We start from the raw sequence: 22,465 nt of genomic DNA on the forward strand, positions 1-22,465 counted from the left end.
CGTGGGGTCCACCATGAAACACAGAGCAACCATCGGTGTTCCGCCGGTCGCCCGTGAGGAGGCCGGCAGACGCCGGGGGTTGCCGCCATTCCGCAGTTGAGTCTCCGAGTGAGGTCCCCGTGTCCACCACGCTTCCCAGCACCCCCGAGTCCCCCGAGACCGGCACCGCCCGCGTCAAGCGCGGCATGGCCGAGCAGCTCAAGGGCGGCGTGATCATGGACGTCGTCACCCCCGAGCAGGCCAAGATCGCCGAGGACGCGGGCGCCGTCGCCGTCATGGCGCTGGAGCGGGTCCCGGCCGACATCCGCAAGGACGGCGGCGTGGCCCGCATGTCCGACCCGGACATGATCGAGGGCATCATCGACGCCGTCTCGATCCCGGTCATGGCCAAGTCGCGCATCGGCCACTTCGTCGAGGCCCAGGTCCTGCAGTCGCTCGGCGTCGACTACATCGACGAGTCCGAGGTCCTCACCCCGGCCGACGAGGTCAACCACTCCGACAAGTGGGCCTTCACCACCCCCTTCGTCTGCGGTGCCACCAACCTGGGCGAGGCCCTGCGCCGCATCGCCGAGGGCGCGGCCATGATCCGCTCCAAGGGCGAGGCCGGCACCGGCAACGTGGTCGAGGCCGTCCGCCACCTGCGTCAGATCAAGAACGAGATCGCCCGCCTGCGCGGCTTCGACAACCACGAGCTGTACGCCGCCGCCAAGGAACTGCGCGCGCCGTACGAGCTCGTCAAGGAGGTCGCCGAGCTCGGCAAGCTGCCGGTGGTGCTGTTCTCCGCCGGTGGTGTCGCCACCCCGGCCGACGCGGCGCTGATGCGCCAGCTCGGCGCCGAGGGCGTCTTCGTCGGCTCCGGCATCTTCAAGTCCGGCGACCCGGCCAAGCGCGCCGCCGCCATCGTGAAGGCCACCACCTTCTACGACGACCCCAAGATCATCGCGGACGCCTCCCGCAACCTGGGCGAGGCCATGGTGGGCATCAACTGCGACACCCTCCCCGAGGCCGAGCGCTACGCCAACCGCGGCTGGTAAGCGCCCCGCGCCCCTCGATGGGCAGGCCGGCGCCGGCCTGCCCATCGATCGTTGCCCCACCCGACGTTCCGGAAGGTCCCAACCCCGTGTCCAGCAGCACCCCGACCATCGGAGTCCTCGCCCTGCAGGGCGACGTCCGCGAGCACCTCGTCGCGCTCGCCGAGGCCGACGCCCTGGCCCGCCCCGTGCGGCGGCCCGGCGAACTGGCGGAGGTGGACGGCCTGGTGGTCCCCGGCGGCGAGTCGACCACGATGTCCAAGCTCGCCACGCTCTTCGGCCTGATGGAACCGCTGCGCGACCGCATCAGGGACGGGCTCCCGGTCTACGGCACCTGCGCCGGCATGATCATGCTCGCCGACAAGATCCTGGACGGCAGGGACGACCAGGAGACCTTCGGCGGGATCGACATGATCGTGCGCCGCAACGCCTTCGGCCGGCAGAACGAGTCCTTCGAGACCGGGGTCGAGGTCGAGGGTGTGGAAGGCGGCCCGGTCGAGGGCGTCTTCATCCGCGCCCCCTGGGTCGAGTCCACCGGCAGCGAAGTCGCCACGCTGGCCCGTCTCGACGACGGCACGATCGTCGCCGTCCGCCAGGGCAACCTGCTGGCCACGTCGTTCCACCCCGAACTCACCGGGGACCACCGGGTGCACCGCTACTTCGTGGACATGGTGCGCGCCGCCCGGTGAGGTGATCCCGGTAGGATCGCAGTGTTCGTGAAGCAATCGGTGACGTGAAGGAGACAGGCTGATGTCCGGCCACTCTAAATGGGCTACGACGAAGCACAAGAAGGCCGTGATTGACGCCAAACGCGGCAAGCTCTTCGCGAAGCTGATCAAGAACATCGAGGTCGCCGCTCGTGCCGGCGGTGCCGACGTGTCCGGCAACCCGACCCTCTTCGACGCCATTCAGAAGGCGAAGAAGAGCTCGGTGCCCAACAAGAACATCGACAGCGCGGTCAAGCGCGGCGCCGGTCTCGAGGCGGGCGGTGCCGACTACGAGACGATCATGTACGAGGGCTACGGCCCCAACGGTGTCGCGGTGCTCATCGAGTGCCTCACCGACAACCGCAACCGCGCCGCCTCCGACGTGCGCGTCGCCATGACCCGCAACGGCGGCTCCATGGCCGACCCGGGCTCGGTGTCCTACCTGTTCAACCGCAAGGGCGTCGTGATCGTCCCCAAGGGCGAGCTCTCCGAGGACGACGTGCTCGGCGCCGTCCTGGACGCCGGTGCCGAGGAGGTCAACGACCTCGGCGAGTCCTTCGAGGTGCTCAGCGAGGCCACCGACCTCGTCGCGGTGCGCTCGGCGCTGCAGGAGGCCGGCATCGACTACGACTCCGCGGAGGCCAACTTCGTCCCCACCATGCAGGTGGAGCTCGACGAGGAGGGCGCCCGCAAGATCTTCAAGCTCATCGACGCGCTCGAGGACAGCGACGACGTGCAGAACGTCTTCGCCAACTTCGACGTCTCCGACGAGATCATGGAGAAGGTCGAGGCCTGACCCGTCCGGTACGACGCACGGCGGGACGGCGGCCCGTGGGGATGACACACCCCCACCGGGCCGCCGTCGTTGTCGGTGGCACCCGATAGCCTCCAGGAACCTGAACGGCTGTCCGAGGGAGGGAGGGGCGCGGTGCGTGTGCTGGGCGTGGACCCGGGGCTGACCCGGTGCGGCGTCGGCGTGGTGGACGGAGCCCCGGGGAAGCCGCTGCGCATGGCCGGGGTCGGTGTCGTCCGCACCTCGGCGGATGCCGACATCGGCCATCGCCTTGTGCTCGTCGAGCGCGGCATAGAGGCCTGGCTGGACGAGTACGCGCCCCAGGCGGTCGCCGTGGAGCGGGTTTTCAGCCAGCACAACGTGCGCACCGTGATGGGCACCGCCCAGGCCAGCGCGGTCGCCATCCTGTGCGCGTCCCGCCGCGGGCTGCCGGTCCACCTGCACACCCCCAGCGAGGTCAAGGCCGCCGTCACCGGCAGCGGCCGGGCCGACAAGGCGCAGGTCGGCGCCATGGTCACCCGGCTCCTGCGGCTCGACGCCCCGCCCAAGCCCGCCGACGCCGCCGACGCGCTGGCACTCGCCATCTGTCACATCTGGCGCGGCACCGCCACCAACCGACTCCAGCAGGCCGTCGCCCGCGCACGTATCCAGGAGCCCAGCACATGATCGCCTTCGTCAGCGGGCCGGTCGCCGCCCTCGCCCCCGACACGGCCGTGATCGAGGTCGGCGGCATCGGCATGGCCGTCCAGTGCTCCCCGGGCACCCTCGCCACACTGCGCCTGGGGGAGCAGGCCAGGCTCGCCACCTCCCTCGTCGTCCGCGAGGATTCCCTCACCCTCTACGGCTTCGCCGACGACGACGAGCGCCAGGTCTTCGAACTGCTCCAGACCGCCAGCGGCGTCGGCCCCCGGCTCGCCCAGGCCATGCTCGCGGTGCACAGCCCCGACGCGCTGCGCACGGCCGTCGCCACCGGCGACGAGAAGGCCCTCACCGCCGTCCCGGGCATCGGCAAGAAGGGCGCGCAGCGGCTGCTGCTGGAGCTCAAGGACCGCCTCGGCGCGCCCGTGGGCGCGGCGGGCGCCGCACGCCCCGCGGTGGCCGCAGGACCCGCCTCCTGGCGCGAGCAGCTGCACGCCGCGCTGATCGGCCTGGGCTACCAGCCGCGCGAGGCGGAGGAAGCCGTGGCCGCCGTGACGCCGCAGGCCGAGGCGAGCGCCGAGCCGCAGGTCGGGGCCCTCCTGCGGGCCGCCCTGCAGACCCTGAACCGAGCCCGCTGACCGTAGCCCGCCGAGCGTAAGGCGCACCGAAGTGAACTGGGACGACGAGTCCGTACCGACCACCGCCGACCGTCTCGTCGGCGCCGCCGCAGACGGCGAGGACCAGGCCGTCGAGGCGGCGCTGCGGCCCAAGGCGCTGGAGGAGTTCGTCGGCCAGGAGCGGGTCCGCGAGCAGCTCGACCTGGTGCTGAAGGCCGCGCGGCAGCGCGGCGGCACCGCGGACCACGTGCTGCTCTCCGGCGCCCCCGGGCTCGGCAAGACGACCCTGTCGATGATCATCGCGGCCGAGATGGGCGCCCCGATCCGTATCACCTCCGGCCCCGCCATCCAGCACGCCGGAGACCTCGCGGCGATCCTCTCCTCCCTCGCCGAGGGCGAGGTGCTCTTCCTCGACGAGATCCACCGGATGTCCCGGCCCGCCGAGGAGATGCTCTACATGGCGATGGAGGACTTCCGGGTCGACGTCATCGTCGGCAAGGGTCCAGGCGCCACCGCCATCCCCCTCGAACTGCCGCCGTTCACCCTGGTCGGCGCCACGACCCGGGCCGGCCTGCTGCCGCCGCCGCTGCGCGACCGCTTCGGCTTCACCGGCCACATGGAGTTCTACGCCCCGTCCGAGCTGGAACTGGTCATCCACCGCTCCGCGCGCCTGCTGGACGTCGAGATCGAGCCCGGGGGTGCCGCCGAGATCGCCGGCCGCTCTCGCGGCACCCCCCGTATCGCCAACCGACTCCTGCGCCGCGTACGGGACTTCGCGCAGGTGAAGGCCGACGGCGTGATCACGCGTGAGGTCGCCGGCCGGGCGCTGGAGGTGTACGAGGTCGACGGCCGCGGCCTGGACCGGCTGGACCGCGCCGTGCTGCGGGCCTTGCTGGGGCTCTTCGGCGGTGGCCCCGTGGGGCTGTCGACACTGGCGGTGGCCGTGGGGGAGGAGCGGGAGACGGTGGAGGAGGTGGCCGAGCCGTTCCTGGTGCGTGAGGGGCTCCTGGCGCGCACATCGCGTGGCCGTGTCGCCACACCCGCCGCGTGGGCACACCTTGGACTTGTGCCGCCACAGGGCGCCGGACCCGGGCAAGACGGGCTGTTCGTCCCTTGACGGCGGGGAGACTCGCCGCCGCAGGAACCTCGGTGTAATGCTTGGCGTTGTTCCACCGGCGAACGAACGCTTAGACTCCGCCGACGTCGTCCCTCCGGGACCGACACCCTCAATCCCGTAGACCAGGCCCGCAAGGCCGTGCGAAGGATCGTCAAGACACCATGAATCTGGTTCAAATCCTGCCTTTCGTCCTGATCATCGGTGTCATGCTGCTGATGACCCGCTCCGCGAAGAACCGGCAGCGCCAGGCCACGCAGATGCGTGACCAGATGGTCCCCGGTTCGGGCATCCGGACGATCGGCGGCATGTACGCCGTCGTCAAGGAGGTCAACGAGGACACGGTCCTGCTGGAGCTGGCCGACGGCGTCCACGCGCACTTCGCGAAGAACGCCATCGCCGCCGTCCTCGACCAGGCCGAGTACGACCGCGTCGTCCACGGCATCGAGCCGGAGCTCGACGCGCACGACGCCGAGGACGTCGAGAACGCCGACGAGCCGGCCGACGAGCCCGTCGACCTCAGCAAGACCGACGAGGGCGCGACCGAGGACGTCTCCAAGACGGACGGCACCGACAAGAAGTAACGGCCCGGCCGGTACGTTTGCAGGGTTCGGCAAGTCCGTACAACTCAACGTGCCGCCCTGCTGCGCGCGCAGGTCCGCAGGGCGGTTGGACAGGGAGAAACGAGAAGGTGGCAGCACCGAAGAGGGGCCGTAGGCCCTCGGGGAGCCAGGGATACCCCGGGCGGGCGCTGGCAGTGATCCTGCTGGCCATCGTGGCGCTCACCGGAGGGATGTTCCTCTCCGGCCACACCACCCCGCGGCTGGGCATCGACCTGGCCGGCGGTACGAGCATCACGCTGACGGCCAAGAGCGACCAGGCCGGCGCGATCAACAAGACCAACATGGAGACCGCCAAGTCGATCATCGACCGGCGGGTCAACGGTCTCGGTGTCTCGGAAGCCGAAAGCCAGATCCAGGGCGACCGGAACATCATCGTCAACATCCCCAAGGGCACCAACGCCGCGCAGGCCGAGCAGCAGGTCGGCACCACCGCCCAGCTCTACTTCCGGCCCGTGCTCGCCGAGGTGGCCAACACCCCGGCGACCCCGGCCTCGCCGAGCGGCAGCCCCTCGGGCTCGCCCTCGTCCACGGCCTCGCCGTCCGCGAGCGCCTCGACCGGGGCCAAGGCGTCCGGCTCCCCGTCCGACAGCGCCTCGACGCAGGGCCGCGCCGTCACCGACGCGCTGAAGGCATCCTCGACGCCGTCCGCCTCCGCCTCGGGCGCACCGTCGCCCAACCCGTCGCCCTCGGCGAGCACCGCGGCCCCCGGCAGCACGATGGACACCTCCATCCCCGCGGACCTGCAGGCCAAGCTCGCCGCGCTGGACTGCTCCGACGCCAAGGCGCGCGCCAACCTGAACCTCAAGGCCAAGCCGACCGACAAGATCGTCGCGTGCAGCCAGGACGGCGGCGCCAAGTACGCCCTCGGTCCCGCCGCGGTGGACGGCAAGAACGTCAGCAAGGCCGCCGCGCAGTTCGACACCCAGGGCGGCAACGGCTGGGTCGTCACCCTGGACTTCGACGGCACCGGCTCCAAGGCCTTCTCGAAGATCACCTCGCAGCTGTCCCAGCAGCAGCCGCCGAACAACCAGTTCGCGATCGTGCTGGACAACGAGGTCGTCTCCGCCCCCTCGGTGAACCAGACCCTCAGCGGCAGTGCCGAGATCTACGGCAGCTTCACCCAGGAGAGCTCCGAGGAACTGGCGAACGTCCTGTCCTACGGCTCCCTGCCCCTCACGTTCGACAAGTCCGACGTCACCAAGGTGTCGGCGGCGATCGGCGGCGAGCAGCTGCACGGTGGTCTCATCGCCGGCGGCGTCGGCCTCGCCCTGGTCGTGCTCTATCTGGTCGCCTACTACCGCGGCCTGAGCTTCGTGGCCATCCTGAGCCTCATCGTCTCGGCGATCCTCACCTACGCGATCATGACGCTGCTCGGCCCGGCCATCGGCTTCGCGCTGAACCTGCCCGCCGTCTGCGGCGCCATCGTCGCCATCGGCATCACCGCCGACTCGTTCATCGTCTTCTTCGAACGCATCCGTGACGAGTTGCGGGAGGGCCGCTCCCTGCAGCCGGCCGTCGCCCGCGGCTGGCCGCGCGCCCGTCGCACGATCCTCGTCTCGGACTTCGTGTCGTTCCTGTCCGCCGCCGTGCTCTTCATCGTCTCGGTCGGCAAGGTGCAGGGCTTCGCCTTCACCCTGGGCCTGACGACCCTGCTCGACGTGGCCGTGGTGTTCCTCTTCACCAAGCCGCTGATGACGATCCTGGCCCGCAAGAAGTTCTACGCCAGCGGACACCCCTGGTCCGGGCTCGACCCGCGTGCCCTGGGCGTCAACCCCCCGCTGCGCCGCACCCGCCGCCCCGCGGCCCGTACCGACGTCAAGGAGGCCTGATGTCCCGGCTCGGTAGCCTCGGGCACCGCCTGCACCGAGGCGAGATCGCCTACGACTTCGTCGGCAAGCGCAAGCTCTGGTACGGCGTCTCGGTCCTGATCACCCTCGCGGCGATCATCGGTCTCGCCGTCAACGGACTCAAGCTCGGCATCGAGTTCTCCGGCGGCGCGGTCTTCACCACCCCGAAGACCGAGATGTCGGTCAGCCAGGTCCAGGACAAGATCGCCGACAACACCGGCGGCCACCAGGCCATCGTGCAGAAGCTCGGCTCGGGCTCGGTCCGCATCCAGATCAGTGACATCTCGCTCACCGAGGCCAAGAAGATCCAGGGCGAGATCGCCACGGACCTGAACGTCAAGTCCAACGACATCGACCCGCAGATCATCGGTCCGAGCTGGGGCGACGAGATCTCCAAGAAGGCCTTCCAGGGCCTGGTGATCTTCATGGTCCTGGTGACGGTCTACCTGGCGATCGCCTTCGAGTGGCGCAAGGCCGTGGCCGCCCTGATCGCCCTCATCCACGACCTCACGATCACCATCGGCGTCTACGCGATCGTGGGCTTCGAGGTCACCCCGGGCACGGTGATCGGTCTGCTGACCGTCCTCGGTTACTCCCTCTACGACACCGTCGTCGTCTTCGACGGCCTGAAGGAGTCCACGAAGGACATCACCAAGCAGAACCGCTACACATACAGCGAGGTGGCCAACCGCAGCCTCAACCAGACCCTGGTGCGTTCGATCAACACCACGGTCGTGGCGCTGCTCCCGGTCGCGGGCCTGCTCTTCGTCGGTGGCGGTCTGCTGGGCGCGGGCATGCTCAACGACATCGCGCTGTCGCTCTTCGTCGGCCTCACCGCCGGTGCGTACTCCTCGATCTTCATCGCGACCCCGCTGGTCGCGGACCTCAAGGAGCGCGACCCGGAGATGAAGGCGCTGCGCAAGCGCGTGCTCGCCAAGCGCGCCGCCGACGCCCGCCGTGGCGGCGACGGCGCGGACGAGCCGCAGGACGCCTCCCCCGCGGACGCGGACGGCGACCCGGAGGAGGACGCCCACGCGGGCGCCGTCGTCGGCGGCCAGCGCACCCAGCCGGCCCGTAACAACCGTGGCCGCAACCGTCCCTCCGGCAAGCGCCGCTGAGGGCGGGCCGGACGATCGACGACACGCGGCGACGAAGCACCGAGGAACACAGGCGATGACCACGACGGACGCCACCCCGGAGGGGCTGCGCAGCCTGCTGCTCAGCCGTATCCGGGACGTGCCGGACTATCCGAAGCCGGGCGTGATGTTCAAGGACATCACCCCGCTGCTGGCCGACCCCGCGGCGTTCAACGCGCTGATCGACGCCCTGGCCGGGCTCTGCGCCCGGCACGGCGCCGACAAGGTCGTCGGCCTGGAGGCGCGTGGGTTCATCCTCGCCGCCCCGGCGGCCGCCCGCGCCGGGCTCGGGTTCGTGCCCGTGCGCAAGGCGGGCAAGCTGCCCGGGGCGACGCTGGGCCAGGCGTACGAGCTGGAGTACGGCACCGCCGAGATCGAGGTCCACCAGGACGCCTTCTCGGCCGGTGACCGGGTCCTGGTCATCGACGACGTGCTCGCCACCGGCGGCACGGCCGAGGCGTCCCTGGAGCTGATCCGCCGGAGCGGCGCGCAGGTCGCGGGCGTCGCGGTCCTCCTGGAACTGGGCTTTCTCGGCGGCCGCGCCCGCCTCGCCCCGTCCCTCGCCGGCGCTCCCCTGGAGGCGCTGATCGCGGTCTGAGCCCCTGGCTCGCCGGAGGCGGGTCCCGGCCGCGGAAGCGGTACGGGGCCCGCCTCCGGGCGTCACGGGGGGTCCACGGGGCGGACGGGACGCGGTTCACCCGATCAGATCGCTACCATGGTGTCTCGGAACCTCCCTCCTCGCCCGTCTCCGGCCGGGAGGGGACCAGAAGGAGTGCCCTTGCAAGAAGAGGCCAGGCAGGCTCAGCCGATGACCGCCGCAGACGGGAAGCAGGCGGCTTCCCTCTCCGCGGCTCCTCCTGTCGCGCCCGCCGCGCCCGCGGAGGGCAAGGCCGCCAAGCCCGCTCCCGCCGCCCCGGCGACTCCTGCCGCCCGGCCCGTACGCACTCCCGGCAGCGTGGCCCCGAACCGCCCCGCCACCTCCTCCAACCGGGTCCGCGCCCGCCTCGCCCGGCTCGGCGTCCAGCGGTCCAGTCCGTACAACCCGGTCCTGGAGCCCCTGCTGCGGATAGTCCGCAGCAACGACCCGAAGGGCGACCCGTCCCAGCTGCGCCAGATCGAGCGCGCCTACCAGGTCGCCGAGCGGTGGCACCGGGGCCAGAAGCGCAAGAGCGGCGATCCGTACATCACGCACCCGCTCGCGGTCACCACGATCCTGGCCGAGCTCGGTATGGATCCGGCGACGCTGATGGCCGGGCTGCTGCACGACACCGTCGAGGACACCGAGTACGGCCTCGACGCGCTCCGGCGCGACTTCGGTGACTCCGTCGCCCTGCTGGTGGACGGCGTCACCAAGCTGGACAAGGTCAAGTTCGGCGAGGCCGCGCAGGCCGAGACGGTGCGCAAGATGGTCGTCGCCATGGCCAAGGACCCACGGGTCCTGGTCATCAAGCTCGCCGACCGCCTGCACAACATGCGCACCATGCGGTACCTCAAGCGGGAGAAGCAGGAGAAGAAGGCCCGCGAGACGCTGGAGATCTACGCACCGCTGGCGCACCGGCTGGGCATGAACACCATCAAGTGGGAGCTGGAGGACCTCGCCTTCGCGATCCTCTACCCCAAGATGTACGACGAGATCGTCCGGCTCGTCGCCGAGCGCGCGCCCAAGCGGGACGAGTACCTGGCGGTCGTCACCGACCAGGTGCAGCAGGACCTGCGCGCCGCCCGCATCAAGGCGACCGTCACCGGCCGCCCCAAGCACTACTACAGCGTCTACCAGAAGATGATCGTGCGGGGCCGGGACTTCGCCGAGATCTACGACCTGGTCGGCATCCGCGTCCTCGTCGACACCGTCCGCGACTGCTACGCGGCGCTGGGCACCATCCACGCGCGGTGGAACCCGGTGCCGGGGCGGTTCAAGGACTACATCGCGATGCCCAAGTTCAACATGTACCAGTCGCTCCACACGACGGTCATCGGGCCCAGCGGCAAGCCGGTCGAGATCCAGATCCGCACCTTCGACATGCACCGCCGCGCCGAGTACGGCATCGCGGCGCACTGGAAGTACAAGCAGGAGGCCGTCGCCGGCGCCTCCAAGGTGCGCACCGACAGCCCCAAGTCCGCCAAGAAGGACGACGCCGTCAACGACATGGCGTGGCTGCGGCAGTTGCTCGACTGGCAGAAGGAGACCGAGGACCCTGGCGAGTTCCTGGAGTCGCTGCGCTTCGACCTGTCGCGCAACGAGGTCTTCGTCTTCACCCCCAAGGGTGATGTCATCGCGCTGCCCGCCGGCGCGACCCCCGTCGACTTCGCGTACGCCGTCCACACCGAGGTCGGCCATCGCACGATAGGGGCCCGGGTCAACGGCCGTCTGGTGCCGCTGGAGTCGACCCTGGACAACGGCGACACCGTGGAGGTCTTCACCTCCAAGGCGGCGGGCGCCGGCCCGTCCCGAGACTGGCTCGGCTTCGTCAAGTCCCCGCGTGCCCGTAACAAGATCCGCGCCTGGTTCTCCAAGGAGCGCCGCGAGGAGGCCGTCGAGCAGGGCAAGGAAGCCATCGCGCGCGCGATGCGCAAGCAGAACCTGCCGATCCAGCGGGTGCTCACCGGCGACTCCCTGGTCACGCTCGCGCACGAGATGCGCTACCCCGACATCTCCGCGCTCTACGCGGCGATCGGCGAGGGGCACATCACCGCGCAGTCCGTCGTGCACAAGCTCGTCGAGGCCCTGGGCGGCGAGGAGGGCGCGACCGAGGACATCGCCGAGGTCACGACCCCCTCGCGCAGCCGCACCAAGCGGCGTTCGGCCGCCGACCCGGGTGTCATCGTCAAGGGTGAGAAGGACGTCTGGGTCAAGCTGTCACGCTGCTGCACCCCGGTGCCGGGCGATCCGATCATCGGCTTCGTCACCCGCGGCAACGGCGTCTCCGTGCACCGGGCCGACTGCGTGAACGTCGAGTCGCTCTCGCAGCAGCCCGAGCGGATCATCGACGTCGAGTGGGCGCCGACCCAGTCCTCGGTCTTCCTGGTCGCCATCCAGGTCGAGGCGCTGGACCGGTCCCGCCTGCTGTCGGACGTCACGCGCGTGCTGTCCGACCAGCACGTCAACATCCTGTCCGCCGCCGTCCAGACCTCCCGCGACCGGGTGGCCACCTCGCGCTTCACCTTCGAGATGGGCGACCCCAAGCACCTCGGGCACGTCCTGAAGGCCGTCCGCGGCGTCGAGGGCGTCTACGACGTGTACCGCGTGACCTCGGCGCGCCAGCGCTAGGCCTGCCAGGCCTGACCCGGCACGACACGGCGAAGGGCCCGTACGCCTCGCGTACGGGCCCTTCGCCGTGGTCCGGGGAGGCCCCCGGACCACCACGTCAGCGTCTCAGCCGCCGAACTCGTCCAGGGACTTGAGCGCCTGGTCGAGCAGCACCTGCCGCCCGTCGAGTTCCCGCTGGAGCTTGTCGGCCTTGGAGGTGTTGCCCGCCGCCCGCGCCGCCTCGATCTGCTCACGCAGCTTGTCGACGGCCGCCTGGAGCTGCCCGGTCAGGCCCGCGGCACGCGCCCGCGCCTCGGGGTTGGTGCGGCGCCACTCGGACTCCTCGGCCTCCTGGATCGCGCGCTCCACCGCGTGCATGCGGCCCTCGATGCGCGGCCGGGCGTCGCGCGGCACGTGGCCGATCGCCTCCCAGCGCTCGTTGATGCCGCGGAAGGCCGCGCGCGCCGCCTTCAGGTCGGTGACCGGGAGCAGCTTCTCGGCCTCGATGGCCAGCTCCTCCTTCAGCGCGAGGTTCTCGCGCTGCTCGGTGTCCCGCTCGGCGAAGACCTCCGAGCGGGCCGCGAAGAAGACGTCCTGGGCACCGCGGAAGCGGTTCCACAGGTCCTCCTCCGCCTCGCGCTGGGCGCGGCCGGCGGCCTTCCAGTCCGCCATCAGCTCGCGGTAGCGCGCCGCCGTCGGGCCCCAGTCGGTGGAGCCGGACAGCGCCTGCGCCTCCTCGACCAGCTTCTCCTTGCGCCGGCGGGCGTCCTCGCGCTGCGCGTCGAGTGCCGCGAAGTGCGCCTTTCGCCGCTTGGAGAAGACCGAACGGGCGTGGCTGAAGCGGTGCCACAGCTCGTCGTCGGTCTTGCGGTCCAGCCGGGGCAGGCCCTTCCAGGTGTCGACCAGCGCGCGCAGCCGCTCGCCGGCGGCGCGCCACTGCTCGCTCTGCGCCAGCTGCTCGGCCTCGGTGACCAGGTCCTCCTTGGCCGTCCTGGCCTCCTCGGAGGCCTTGGCCTTGGCGACCTTGCGCTCCTCGCGGCGCGCGTCGACCTGCTCGGTCAGCGCGTCCAGCCGCTTGGCGAGGGCGGCCAGGTCGCCCACGGCGTGGGCCTCGGTCACCGTGGCGCGCAGGTGATCGATGGCGGTCAACGCGTCCTTGGGGGACAGGTCGGTGGTCTTCACCCGGCGTTCGAGGAGGCCGATCTCGACGACGAGGCCCTCGTATTTCCGCTCGAAGTAGGCCAGCGCCTCCTCAGGGGAGCCCGCCTGCCACGAGCCGACTTCACGCTCGCCATCGGCCGTACGCACGTACACGGTCCCCGTCTCGTCGACGCGGCCCCACGGGTCGCTGCTCACAGCGCCTCCTCCACGTGATGCCCGGCCGTCGCACGGCTCGCGGGCATCGTCCACAGTTCCATTCGGCCGGGCCGAGCCCTGACCGGTCCGACGGTCCGCTCACATCCATGGTGCAGCCGTCGGAGCAGGCACCCTACACAACGCCAACATAGGCGACCGGTGCCCCGGCTGTCCGCATCCCGCACCCGCGAAATTAACCCGCGGGTGCGGGACGCGGCGGTCAGGACGTACCGACCGTCGCCTTGTTGATCACCACGGTGGCGTTCGGGGCGCCGTCACCGGCGCCGGTCGTCTCGCCCGCGGCCGCGATCTTGTCCAGCACCTCCATGCCGGCCGCGCCGATCGTCCCGAACGGGGTGTAGTTCGGGGGCAGCGGGCTGTCCTTGTAGACCAGGAAGAACTGGCTGCCGCCGGTGTGCGCCTGGCCGGTGTTGGCCATGGCGACCGTGCCCGCCGGGTACGTGCCCCCGGCGATCTCCTTCGCCTTCAGGTTCTCGTCCGGGATGGTGTAGCCGGGACCGCCGGTGCCCTGGGCCGTCGGGTCGCCGCACTGCAGCACATAGATGCCGCTGGTGGTGAGCCGGTGGCACTTCGTGTGGTCGAAGTAGCCCTTGCCGGCCAGGAACGCGAAGGAGTTGACCGTGTGCGGGGCGTTCTTCGCGTCGAGGTCCAGCGCGATGTCACCGCAGGTCGTCTGGAGCGTGAGGGTGTACTTGGCCGCGGTGTCGATGGTGACCGCGGGCTCCTTCTTCCACTGCTCCGTGCCGGGGTTGCCCTCGGCGGGCTTGGCGCAGGGGTCGGGCGCCTTGCTCGGTTCCGCGGGGGTGGGGGAGACGTCCGCGGCCGCGGCGTCGTTGTTCTTGGAGTCCGGGCTGAAGGCACCCGCCGCCCAGGCCGTGGCACCGGCCGCCAGCACGACCGCGAGCACGGCGGCGACCACCGCGTTGCGCCGCACGGCCTTGCGCTGGGCCTGCACACGGCGCTCATGCTGCCGCTCGAACTTCTCCCGGGCGAGCTGGCGCCGCCGCTGATCCTTGGTGACCACTGAGCCGTCTCCCGATGACTTCTGCTCGTCGCGTCCGAATGTGAGTACGTCGCCGATCTTTGCGTCCGGCGCGCCCCCCGTCCAGCGACGTTACTGGTTCGCGATGGCCGCGTCGCCGCCGGTAGGCTCGTGGGGCCGCCACCGTGCGGTCACGACCTGCCGAGAACGACAGCCGACAGAAGGACGAACGTGCTCATTGCCGGGTTCCCCGCCGGGGCCTGGGGCACCAACTGCTACGTGGTCGCCCCCGCCGCCGGTGAGGAGTGCGTGATCATCGACCCGGGCCACGAAGCGGCCCAGGGCGTCGAGGACACGCTCGCCAGACACCGTCTCAAGCCCGTCGCCGTCATCCTCACCCACGGCCATCTCGACCACACGGCCTCGGTCGTCCCGGTCTGCGGGGCCCATGGCGTCCCTGCCTGGATCCACCCCAGGGACCGCTACATGCTGAACGACCCGGAGAAGGCCCTCGGCCGCTCGATCGGCGCGCAGCTGCTCGGCGAACTGGCCATCGGCGAGCCGGACGACGTGAAGGAGCTCGCCGACGGCAGCACGCTGGGACTCGCCGGTCTCGAGCTGTCCGTGGCGCACGCGCCCGGCCATACCGAGGGGTCGGTGACGTTCCGGCTCCCCGAGACCGCCGAGATCCCCTCGGTGTTCTTCTCGGGCGACCTGCTCTTCGCCGGCTCCGTAGGCCGCACCGATCTGCCCGGCGGTTCCATGGACGAGCTGTACGCCTCGCTGGCCCGTGTGTGCCTGCCGCTCGACGACTCGACCGTGGTGCTGTCCGGCCACGGACCCCAGACGACCATCGGCCGTGAGCGCGCCACCAACCCGTATCTGGCGGAGGTGGCCCGCGGCCTCGGAGGGGACGACCACCCCGCCCCTCCGCGACGAGGAATGTGACGAGAGACCTCACAGTGAGCACCTTCCAGGCCCCCAAGGGCACCTATGACCTCCTGCCGCCCGACTCCGCCGTGTTCCTGGCGGTGCGCGAGGCGCTCGCCGAGCCGCTGCGGCGGGCCGGCTACGGCTACGTCGAGACCCCCGGTTTCGAGCAGGTCGAACTCTTCTCCCGCGGCGTCGGCGAGTCCACCGACATCGTGACCAAGGAGATGTACACCCTCACCACCAAGGGCGGCACGAACCTCGCGCTGCGCCCCGAGGGCACCGCCTCCGTGCTGCGCGCCGCTCTGGAGGCCAACCTGCACAAGGCCGGCAACCTGCCGGTCAAGCTCTGGTACTCCGGCTCGTACTACCGCTACGAGCGCCCGCAGGCCGGGCGTTACCGCCACTTCTCCCAGGTCGGCGCGGAGGCGATCGGCGCCGAGGACCCGGCGCTCGACGCCGAGCTGATCATCCTCGCCGTGGACGCCTACCGTTCCCTGGGGCTGCGGAACTTCAGGCTGCTGCTCAACTCGCTCGGCGACCGCGAGTGCCGTCCGGTCTACCGGGCCGCCCTCCAGGACTTCCTGCGCGGACTCGACCTCGACGAGGACACCCGCCGGCGGATCGAGATCAACCCGCTGCGCGTCCTGGACGACAAGCGCGACAGCGTCCAGAAGCAGCTCGTCGGCGCCCCGATGATGCGCGACCACCTGTGCGAGGCCTGCAAGGCCTACCACGAGCAGGTGCGCGAGCTGCTGACGGCCGCGGGCGTGGAGTTCGAGGACGACCCGAAGCTGGTGCGCGGCCTGGACTACTACACCCGCACCACCTTCGAGTTCGTGCACGACGGCCTCGGCTCGCAGTCCGCGGTCGGTGGCGGCGGCCGCTACGACGGCCTGTCCGAGATGATCGGCGGCCCGGCGCTGCCGTCGGTCGGCTGGGCGCTGGGGGTGGACCGTACGGTGCTGGCCCTTCAGGCCGAGGGCATCGAGCTCGAACTGCCCGCGGCCACCCAGGTGTTCGCGGTGCCGATGGGCGAGGAGGCGCGCCGCGTGCTGTTCGCCGCGGTCACCGAGCTGCGCCGGGCGGGGATCGCCACCGACTTCGCCTTCGGCGGCAAGGGCCTGAAGAACGCCATGAAGTCCGCCAACCGGTCCGGTGCCCGCTTCGCGATCGTCGCCGGTGAGCGCGACCTCGCCGAGGGCGTCGTCCAGCTGAAGGACCTGGAGAGCGGCGAGCAGGACGCCGTGCCGCTCGACGGCGTCGTCGCGGCCGTGCGCGTGCGGCTCACCTGAACCGTCCGCGGGTCATCACGCGGCCGGCCGGTGCTGCCACCGGCCGGCCGCGCCGTCGGAGCACAGACCGCCGGTCGGCTGCCACCTGACCGCCGGTCAGTCCGGCCGTCCCCGCTCGATCCACCGGGCGATCCGCTCCGGCCGCATCGGCCGCCCGAAGTACCAGCCCTGGCCCCAGTCGCAGCCCAGCGAGCGCAGGCGCCGGGCGTGCTGGGAGCTCTCCACGCCCTCGGCGGTGACGGTGAGGCCGAGCGCGTGCGCCAGCGACACCAGTCCGCCGACGATCCGCCAGCCCACCGGGTCATCCGTCCCGGCGCGGTGGGGGTCGGTGACGAACGCTCCGGCGATCTTCAGCCCGGACACCGGAAGGTCCCTCAGATAGGCGAGGTTCGACCAGCCGGTGCCGAAGTCGTCGACGGCCAGTGAGACCCCTGCGTCGGCGATCGCCTGCAGGGCGCGCAGCGACTCGTCCTCGGGTCCGATCACGGCGCTCTCGGTGATCTCCAGCTCCAGCCGCCCCGGTTCGAGGCCGGTGCTGTCCAGGATCGACGTGACGTCGTTCACCAGGCCGGGGTTGCGGATCTGCCGTACCGCCAGGTTCACGTTGATCTGCGGGGCCGCCTCCCCGTAGCGCCGCACCCAGGCGGCCGCCTGACCGACCGCGCGCTCCAGGATCCACCGGCCCAGCGGCATGATCAGCCCGGTCTCCTCCGCCGTCCCCACGAACTCGTCCGGCCCCAGCACCCCGAACTGCGGGTGACGCCAGCGCACCAGGGCCTCCACCGCCACCAGGGAGCCGTCGGCGAGCGAGCACAGCGGCTGGTAGTCCACGAAGAACTCCCCGCGGTCCAGCGCCACCGGCAGCCGTACGGAGATGGCGTACCGGCTCACGGCACGCGCGTTGTGCGTGGGGTCGAAGAGCGTCCAGCGGCCCCTTCCGGCCTCCTTGGAGCGGTACAGCGTCAGATCCGCCGCCCGCACCGCCGCGCCGGGGGTCGTGGCGGCGATCCGCTGCGCCAGCACCCCCACGCTGGCGCCGATCGTCAGCTGCTGGCCGCCCACGAGGAAGGGCCGGGAGAGGGTGGCCAGGACGAGCTTGGCGACCGCCACCGCCTCCTGGTCGCCGCGGCACTCCTCCAGCAGCACCACGAACTCGTCGCCACCCAGCCGGGCCACCAGGTGCCCCAGCGGGGAGAGCGCGGCGTCCAGACGTTCGGCCACGGCGGTCAGCAACTGGTCCCCGGTCTCGTGACCGAGGCTGTCGTTGACGACCTTGAAGCCGTCGAGGTCGACGTAGCACAGGCCGAAGCGCGCGCCGGGCTGCGGCTGTTCGAAGAGGCCCTCCAGCCGCTCGAAGAACGCGGTGCGGTTGGGCAGCCCGGTCAGCGGGTCGTGGGTGGCCTGGTGGCGCAGGCGCTCCTGCAGCCGGTAGCGGTCGGTGATGTCCTCGACCATCGCCACCTGGTAGCGGGGTTCGCCGTGCTCGTCGCGGATCAGCGAGACCGTCAGGTGCGTCCACACCACCTCGCCGTCGCGCCGGTAGTACGGCTTGTCGCACTGGAACCGCTCGCGGCGTCCGTTGACCAGTTCGTCGTACGCCTCCCACACCCCCGGTGCGTCCTCGGGGTGCACCAGCTCGGTGACCCGGCGGCCCCGCAGATCCTCCTGGCGCGCCGCCCCGAGCAGGTCCCGGAGCGCCTGGTTGACCTGCACGATCGTGCCGTCCACGTCCGCGATGCCGATGCCGATGGCGGCGTGCTCGAACAGCGCGCGGAAGCGGGCCTCCGAGGCGCGCCGGGCCCGCTCGGCGTCCTCGCGGGCCCGGAACGCCGCGCGCTGGATCGCCTCCTGCTCCCGCAGCGTCCGCTCGCGCAGCGCGGCCGCCCAGCCGGAGGCGAAGGCGCCGGCCACGCCGGGTACCCGCTCGGGACCGGCCGGCTGGATCTGCAGCAGCGCCACGGCGGCCGCCAGGATCTCCGGATCGGTGAAGTGGGCCTCCACCAGCAGCGTGCCGGCCTGTTCCGCGAGGGAGGTGTCGCAGGTGCGGTCGCCGAGCGCCCGGCCGAGCAGGTCCGCGGTGGTGGCCGCCACCCGGCGCAGGGTCAGCGGGGGCAGCGCCAGCCCCGGGCCTGAACGCAGCAGGCGGGACCAGGCGTCCGCGAAGTCCGGGGCGGGCCCTGCGACGGTGGACGGCGACTCCCTCACGGCCGCCGTCCCACGCCGGCCAGGCCCGACAACCACTCGGGATGCGGCCCCACCGACTCCGGGTCCTCCGGGTGCCACTCGGGCAGCCAGACGACACCCGGCGGCAGGAGCCGCCAGCCGTCGAAGAAGGCCGTCACGTCCTTCCTTGTCCGCATGACCAGCGGCGTGGTGGTGCGCCGGGCGTACAGCTCGGCGAGCGAGTCCGCCTGCTCCGGGCGGCTCTCCCGGGAGGCGTGGGTGAGCACCAGATGGCTGCCGGGCGGCATGGCGTCGCGCAGCGCGCCCACGATCTTGCCGGGGTCCTCGGCGTCGGTGACGAAGTGGAGCATCGCCACCAGCAGCACCGCGACCGGTTCCCCGGGCGCGAGCAGGGCGGTGACCTCGGGCCGGGAGAGCAGATCGCCGGTGTCGGTCATGTCGGCCATGACCATGGCGCTCAGCGGGTCGTCCTGGAGCAGCAGACGGCTGTGCGCCACCGCGATCGGGTCCAGGTCCACGTACACCACGCGCGCCTCGGGGCGGACGGCCCGCGCGACCTCGTGCACGGCGCCGAAGGTCGGGATCCCGGAGCCGATGTCCAGGAAGCGGGTGATGCCCAGGGAGGCGAGGTACTGGACCGCGCGGCGGAGGAAGGCGCGGTTGGCCCGCATGATCACCGGCAGGTCGGGCCACAGCGCCATGGCCTGCCGCGCCATGTCGCGATCGGCCTCGAAGTTGTGGGATCCGCCCAGGTAGTAGTCGTAGACCCGGGCGGCGTTCGGAGTCTCCACGTCCGTCCCCGCGGGCACCCACTCCGGTCGACGCATGGGACACCTCTCCCCGTCTGAGGGAATCCTCGGATCCTCGGGTCCACTTAGAATCCTATATGCCTGATATCTGCGCATTCTCGGAGAGTGTGGCTTCACGTCGGTGTGCGACACGTCGATAGCACAGAGCGACACGGGGTACACGAAGCGCTCTCGAATTCCGCTCTTCCGCCCGGCCGTTGTCGCTCGGACGGGTGACACGGCACCATGGGAACCGGCACTTCCGGCGGGTCCGACGCGTTGGGCAGTGCGGCACATCCCCGACCCACGGAAACGGCGACATGGTGACTACGGCGGTTGACACGGCTCGCACCGACAGCGGGAGCCAGGAGTCCGCGGGCGGGCTCATCGGCGCGGGCAGGGCCTTCACCTGGCTGCTCGTGGTCTGCGGTGCGCTCGGCCTGCTCGCCTCGTGGGTCATCACGATCGACAAGTTCAAGCTGCTGGAGGACCCGAACTTCGTCCCCGGCTGCAGCCTGAACCCGATCATCTCCTGCGGCAACATCATGAAGAGCGAGCAGGCGCACGCCTTCGGCTTCCCCAACCCGATGATCGGCATGGTCGCCTACCCCGTCGTCATCGCCCTCGCCATGGGGATGTTCGCCGGCGCCCGCTACCGCCGCTGGTTCTGGCTCGGCCTGCAGGCCGGGACGCTCTTCGGCGTCTGCTTCGTCACGTGGCTGCAGTACCAGTCGCTGTACAGCATCGGCTCGCTGTGCCTGTGGTGCTCGCTGGCGTGGGTCGTCACCATCGCGCTGTTCTGGTACACCCTCGTGCACAACCTCAAGCACGAGATCATCCCGGCGCCCGCCCGCGTCCGCGACCTGGTCCTGGAGTTCCACTGGGTCGTCCCCGTCCTCTGGTACGGCGCGATCGCCGTGGCGATCCTGACCCGTTGGTGGACGTACTGGAGCACCCTGATCTGACGGCGGGGACGCGGTGTCAGTGCGGTGACATAGGCTTCCTTGCCGTGGAGCCCGACCTGTTCACCGCCGCCGCAGAGGAACGCCAGTCGAGGGAGCCCGGAGGCAGCCCCCTGGCCGTACGGATGCGCCCGCGCACCCTCGACGAGGTCGTGGGGCAGGGGCATCTGCTCCGGCCCGGGTCGCCCTTGCGACGCCTGGTCGGCGAGGGCGGCGGCGGACCGGCGGGACCGTCCTCGGTGATCCTCTGGGGCCCGCCGGGCATCGGCAAGACGACCCTCGCCTACGTCGTCAGCCACGCCACCAACAAGCGCTTCGTCGAGCTCTCGGCGATCACCGCGGGCGTCAAGGAGGTCCGCGCGGTCATCGAGAGCGCCAAGCGCGAGTCCGGTGGCTACGGCCGCGACACCGTGCTCTTCCTCGACGAGATCCACCGGTTCAGCAAGGCCCAGCAGGACTCCCTGCTCCCCGCCGTCGAGAACCGCTGGGTCACCCTGATTGCCGCCACCACCGAGAACCCGTACTTCTCGATCATCTCCCCGCTGCTGTCCCGGTCCCTGCTGCTCACCCTGGAGCCGCTGACCGACGACGACCTGCGCGGTCTGCTGCGCCGCGCGCTCACCGACGAGCGCGGCCTGAAGGGCGCGGTCACGCTGCCGGAGGACACCGAGGAGCACCTGCTGCGGATCGCCGGCGGAGACGCCCGCCGGGCGCTGACCGCCCTGGAGGCGGGCGCGGGCGCGGCCCTGGCGAAGGGCGAGCCGGAGATCTCCCTGGGCACCCTCGAGGAGACCGTCGACCGTGCCGCCGTGAAGTACGACCGTGACGGCGACCAGCACTACGACGTGGCCAGCGCGCTTATCAAGTCCATCCGCGGCTCGGACGTGGACGCCGCCCTGCACTACCTTGCCCGCATGATCGAGGCGGGGGAGGACCCGCGCTTCATCGCCCGCCGGCTGATGATCTCCGCGAGCGAGGACATCGGCCTGGCCGACCCGACCGCGCTGCCCACGGCGGTCGCCGCGGCACAGGCGGTTGCCATGATCGGCTTCCCGGAGGCAGCGCTCACCCTCAGCCACGCCACGATCGCGCTCGCCCTGGCGCCCAAGTCCAACGCGGCCACGACGGCCATCGGGGCCGCGCTCGCCGACGTACGGGCGGGCAAGGCGGGGCCGGTCCCGGCCCATCTGCGCGACAGCCATTACAAGGGCGCCGCGAAACTCGGCCACGGCAAGGGCTACCAGTACCCGCACGATCTGCCCGGCGCCATCGCAGCCCAGCAGTACGCGCCGGACGAGATCCACGGCCGGCGCTACTACGAGCCGACCCGCTACGGCGCCGAGGCCCGCTACGCCGACGTGCTGGAGCGGGTCAGGGAGCGGCTGGCGGGGGAGTAGCGCGCGGCACCCGGGTGGTCAGCGGTCCCGCACTTGTCGTCGCCTCCCGCGCGGCGTCGAAGAGCGTGTGCATGGCCCGGTGCAGGCCGGCGTGGCCGCGTACGGGCTCCGGGAACTCGAAGCGGGCGTCGAAGACGCCGTCCTCGCCGGTGAAGCGCACCCGCAGTCCGAAGCGGTCCAGCGCCAGCGGCACCGCGGTGGTCGGCGTGCTGCGGCTGTCGGCGCCGCCGCCGGCGAGGGCGCACAGCCAGCCCATCTGGTCGGCATGGGCGGCCGCCAGGTGCTGCAGCAGTTCCGCCTCGTGGTCGACGAGCGGGTCGGGGCGGGCGGAGGCGAACTCCTCCGGCTCCACCTGTCCGGCGCCCCACAGGTCGTCCAGCGACGCCTCGCCGACCTCCAGCCGCAGCCGCACCTTCCCGGCCGGGGCCGGCAGGTCGCGCGCTACGGTGATCCAGCCCGCGATCCAGGCGCGGCCTCGAATGCGTCCGGGCACCGCCACCGGGGCGACGTCAGTGATGTCGAGCACAGCCGTCAGGTCGTCGTCCTCGGCGTGCGTCGCGGCCCGAACGGCGGGCGACTGCGCGGGGAACAGCAGGAAGAGGTCGCCGTCGGTACCCACGATTCGCTCCTCGGGAACCATGAGCTCGGGGAGGCCGGGGGCCAGGCCGGGAATCACCAGGATGGCGGAGGCGGTACTCTGTACGAGAGTTCGTGTGCGCTCGGCTGCTGACGGCAGTCGGGCGATTTCATGCCCGCTGGGACGCGGCTGACCATGAGCTGATCGGACCTCCGTCAA

The 22,465-nt window shown here is 71.3% G+C and carries 20 protein-coding genes; 15 read left to right on the forward strand and 5 right to left on the reverse strand.

All coding sequences use genetic code 11. The features are described 5' to 3' along the window. Positions 1–119 precede the first annotated feature (119 nt). From pdxS to AC3EUJ_RS09460, 11 genes are all read left to right on the forward strand, one after another. A complete protein-coding gene (gene pdxS, locus AC3EUJ_RS09410; protein WP_431960576.1) occupies positions 120–1,034 on the forward strand; it encodes a pyridoxal 5'-phosphate synthase lyase subunit PdxS in 915 nt (304 codons plus the stop codon). Between the two features lie 86 nt (positions 1,035–1,120). Next, positions 1,121–1,720 (forward strand): pyridoxal 5'-phosphate synthase glutaminase subunit PdxT, encoded by a 600-nt coding sequence (gene pdxT / locus AC3EUJ_RS09415; RefSeq protein WP_431960577.1) that lies wholly within the window; start codon positions 1,121–1,123, stop codon positions 1,718–1,720. Between the two features lie 61 nt (positions 1,721–1,781). Continuing rightward, positions 1,782–2,534: a YebC/PmpR family DNA-binding transcriptional regulator gene (locus tag AC3EUJ_RS09420; RefSeq protein WP_431960578.1), complete on the forward strand. Its 753-nt coding sequence runs from the start codon at positions 1,782–1,784 to the stop codon at positions 2,532–2,534. A 132-nt stretch (positions 2,535–2,666) separates the two neighbouring features. Continuing rightward, a complete protein-coding gene (gene ruvC / locus AC3EUJ_RS09425; protein WP_431960579.1) occupies positions 2,667–3,197 on the forward strand; it encodes a crossover junction endodeoxyribonuclease RuvC in 531 nt (176 codons plus the stop codon). Further along, positions 3,194–3,808, forward strand: coding sequence for a Holliday junction branch migration protein RuvA (gene ruvA, locus AC3EUJ_RS09430; protein WP_431960580.1), 615 nt, complete (start codon positions 3,194–3,196; stop codon positions 3,806–3,808). The genes ruvC and ruvA overlap by 4 nt, the downstream gene beginning before the upstream one ends. A 31-nt stretch (positions 3,809–3,839) precedes the next feature. After that, positions 3,840–4,904, forward strand: a complete 1,065-nt coding sequence (gene ruvB, locus AC3EUJ_RS09435; protein WP_431960581.1) for a Holliday junction branch migration DNA helicase RuvB — start codon at positions 3,840–3,842, stop codon at positions 4,902–4,904. 161 nt (positions 4,905–5,065) lie between these two features. Then, a complete protein-coding gene (gene yajC, locus AC3EUJ_RS09440; RefSeq protein ID WP_431960582.1) occupies positions 5,066–5,485 on the forward strand; it encodes a preprotein translocase subunit YajC in 420 nt (139 codons plus the stop codon). Between the two features lie 107 nt (positions 5,486–5,592). Then, positions 5,593–7,353: a protein translocase subunit SecD gene (secD, locus tag AC3EUJ_RS09445; protein WP_431960583.1), complete on the forward strand. Its 1,761-nt coding sequence runs from the start codon at positions 5,593–5,595 to the stop codon at positions 7,351–7,353. Beyond that, positions 7,353–8,489, forward strand: coding sequence for a protein translocase subunit SecF (gene secF / locus AC3EUJ_RS09450; RefSeq protein ID WP_431960584.1), 1,137 nt, complete (start codon positions 7,353–7,355; stop codon positions 8,487–8,489). The genes secD and secF overlap by 1 nt, the downstream gene beginning before the upstream one ends. A gap of 55 nt (positions 8,490–8,544) precedes the next feature. Continuing rightward, entirely contained in the window at positions 8,545–9,105 is a 561-nt protein-coding gene (locus AC3EUJ_RS09455) for an adenine phosphoribosyltransferase (protein ID WP_431960585.1), read from the forward strand. Between the two features lie 210 nt (positions 9,106–9,315). Continuing rightward, on the forward strand, positions 9,316–11,775 hold the full coding sequence (locus AC3EUJ_RS09460) for a RelA/SpoT family protein (protein ID WP_431960586.1): 2,460 nt from the start codon (positions 9,316–9,318) through the stop codon (positions 11,773–11,775). 105 nt (positions 11,776–11,880) lie between these two features. Here AC3EUJ_RS09460 and AC3EUJ_RS09465 read toward each other — a convergent pair whose 3' ends face one another. Both AC3EUJ_RS09465 and AC3EUJ_RS09470 read right to left on the reverse strand, forming a co-directional pair. Beyond that, positions 11,881–13,110, reverse strand: coding sequence for a DUF349 domain-containing protein (locus tag AC3EUJ_RS09465; RefSeq protein ID WP_431960587.1), 1,230 nt, complete (start codon positions 13,108–13,110; stop codon positions 11,881–11,883). 220 nt (positions 13,111–13,330) lie between these two features. Next, complete coding sequence (locus AC3EUJ_RS09470) at positions 13,331–14,155, reverse strand: peptidylprolyl isomerase (protein ID WP_431960588.1); 825 nt, start codon at positions 14,153–14,155, stop codon at positions 13,331–13,333. 189 nt (positions 14,156–14,344) lie between these two features. Between AC3EUJ_RS09470 and AC3EUJ_RS09475 the strand changes: the two genes are divergently transcribed. Together AC3EUJ_RS09475 and hisS are read left to right on the forward strand one after the other, a co-directional pair. Further along, a complete protein-coding gene (locus AC3EUJ_RS09475) occupies positions 14,345–15,061 on the forward strand; it encodes an MBL fold metallo-hydrolase (RefSeq protein ID WP_431960589.1) in 717 nt (238 codons plus the stop codon). A 14-nt stretch (positions 15,062–15,075) separates the two neighbouring features. Continuing rightward, the gene (hisS, locus tag AC3EUJ_RS09480) at positions 15,076–16,338 is read left to right on the forward strand and encodes a histidine--tRNA ligase (protein WP_431960590.1); all 1,263 of its coding nucleotides are present in this window, start codon (positions 15,076–15,078) and stop codon (positions 16,336–16,338) included. Positions 16,339–16,434: 96 nt separating this feature from the next. Here the strand turns inward: hisS and AC3EUJ_RS09485 are convergent, their stop codons facing one another. Beyond that, a complete protein-coding gene (locus AC3EUJ_RS09485) occupies positions 16,435–18,543 on the reverse strand; it encodes a putative bifunctional diguanylate cyclase/phosphodiesterase (protein WP_431960591.1) in 2,109 nt (702 codons plus the stop codon). Further along, entirely contained in the window at positions 18,540–19,349 is an 810-nt protein-coding gene (locus tag AC3EUJ_RS09490) for an SAM-dependent methyltransferase (protein WP_431960592.1), read from the reverse strand. The genes AC3EUJ_RS09485 and AC3EUJ_RS09490 overlap by 4 nt, the downstream gene beginning before the upstream one ends. Positions 19,350–19,630: 281 nt before the next feature. On the opposite strand from AC3EUJ_RS09490, the gene AC3EUJ_RS09495 reads away from it, so the two are divergent. Both AC3EUJ_RS09495 and AC3EUJ_RS09500 read left to right on the forward strand, forming a co-directional pair. Then, positions 19,631–20,275 carry a vitamin K epoxide reductase family protein gene (locus tag AC3EUJ_RS09495; RefSeq protein ID WP_431960593.1) on the forward strand — a complete coding sequence of 215 codons (645 nt, stop codon included), beginning with the start codon at positions 19,631–19,633 and terminating at the stop codon, positions 20,273–20,275. 44 nt (positions 20,276–20,319) lie between these two features. Continuing rightward, on the forward strand, positions 20,320–21,669 hold the full coding sequence (locus AC3EUJ_RS09500) for a replication-associated recombination protein A (RefSeq protein ID WP_431960594.1): 1,350 nt from the start codon (positions 20,320–20,322) through the stop codon (positions 21,667–21,669). Here the strand turns inward: AC3EUJ_RS09500 and AC3EUJ_RS09505 are convergent. After that, complete coding sequence (locus tag AC3EUJ_RS09505) at positions 21,644–22,405, reverse strand: DUF2470 domain-containing protein (RefSeq protein WP_431960641.1); 762 nt, start codon at positions 22,403–22,405, stop codon at positions 21,644–21,646. The genes AC3EUJ_RS09500 and AC3EUJ_RS09505 overlap by 26 nt on opposite strands. Between the last annotated feature and the right edge of the window lie 60 nt (positions 22,406–22,465).

The organism is Actinacidiphila sp. bgisy160 (genome assembly GCF_057707815.1).

What these genes read in the sequence shown, in the direction of transcription:
- AC3EUJ_RS09460 (WP_431960586.1), top strand. Translation starts at nt 9,316, where the DNA reads ATGACCGCCGCAGACGGGAAGCAGGCGGCTTCCCTCTCCGCGGCTCCT.
- AC3EUJ_RS09420 (WP_431960578.1), top strand. Translation starts at nt 1,782, where the DNA reads ATGTCCGGCCACTCTAAATGGGCTACGACGAAGCACAAGAAGGCCGTG.
- AC3EUJ_RS09490 (WP_431960592.1), bottom strand. Translation starts at nt 19,349, where the DNA reads ATGCGTCGACCGGAGTGGGTGCCCGCGGGGACGGACGTGGAGACTCCG.
- secF (WP_431960584.1), top strand. Translation starts at nt 7,353, where the DNA reads ATGTCCCGGCTCGGTAGCCTCGGGCACCGCCTGCACCGAGGCGAGATC.
- ruvA (WP_431960580.1), top strand. Translation starts at nt 3,194, where the DNA reads ATGATCGCCTTCGTCAGCGGGCCGGTCGCCGCCCTCGCCCCCGACACG.
- yajC (WP_431960582.1), top strand. Translation starts at nt 5,066, where the DNA reads ATGAATCTGGTTCAAATCCTGCCTTTCGTCCTGATCATCGGTGTCATG.
- AC3EUJ_RS09455 (WP_431960585.1), top strand. Translation starts at nt 8,545, where the DNA reads ATGACCACGACGGACGCCACCCCGGAGGGGCTGCGCAGCCTGCTGCTC.
- AC3EUJ_RS09495 (WP_431960593.1), top strand. Translation starts at nt 19,631, where the DNA reads ATGGTGACTACGGCGGTTGACACGGCTCGCACCGACAGCGGGAGCCAG.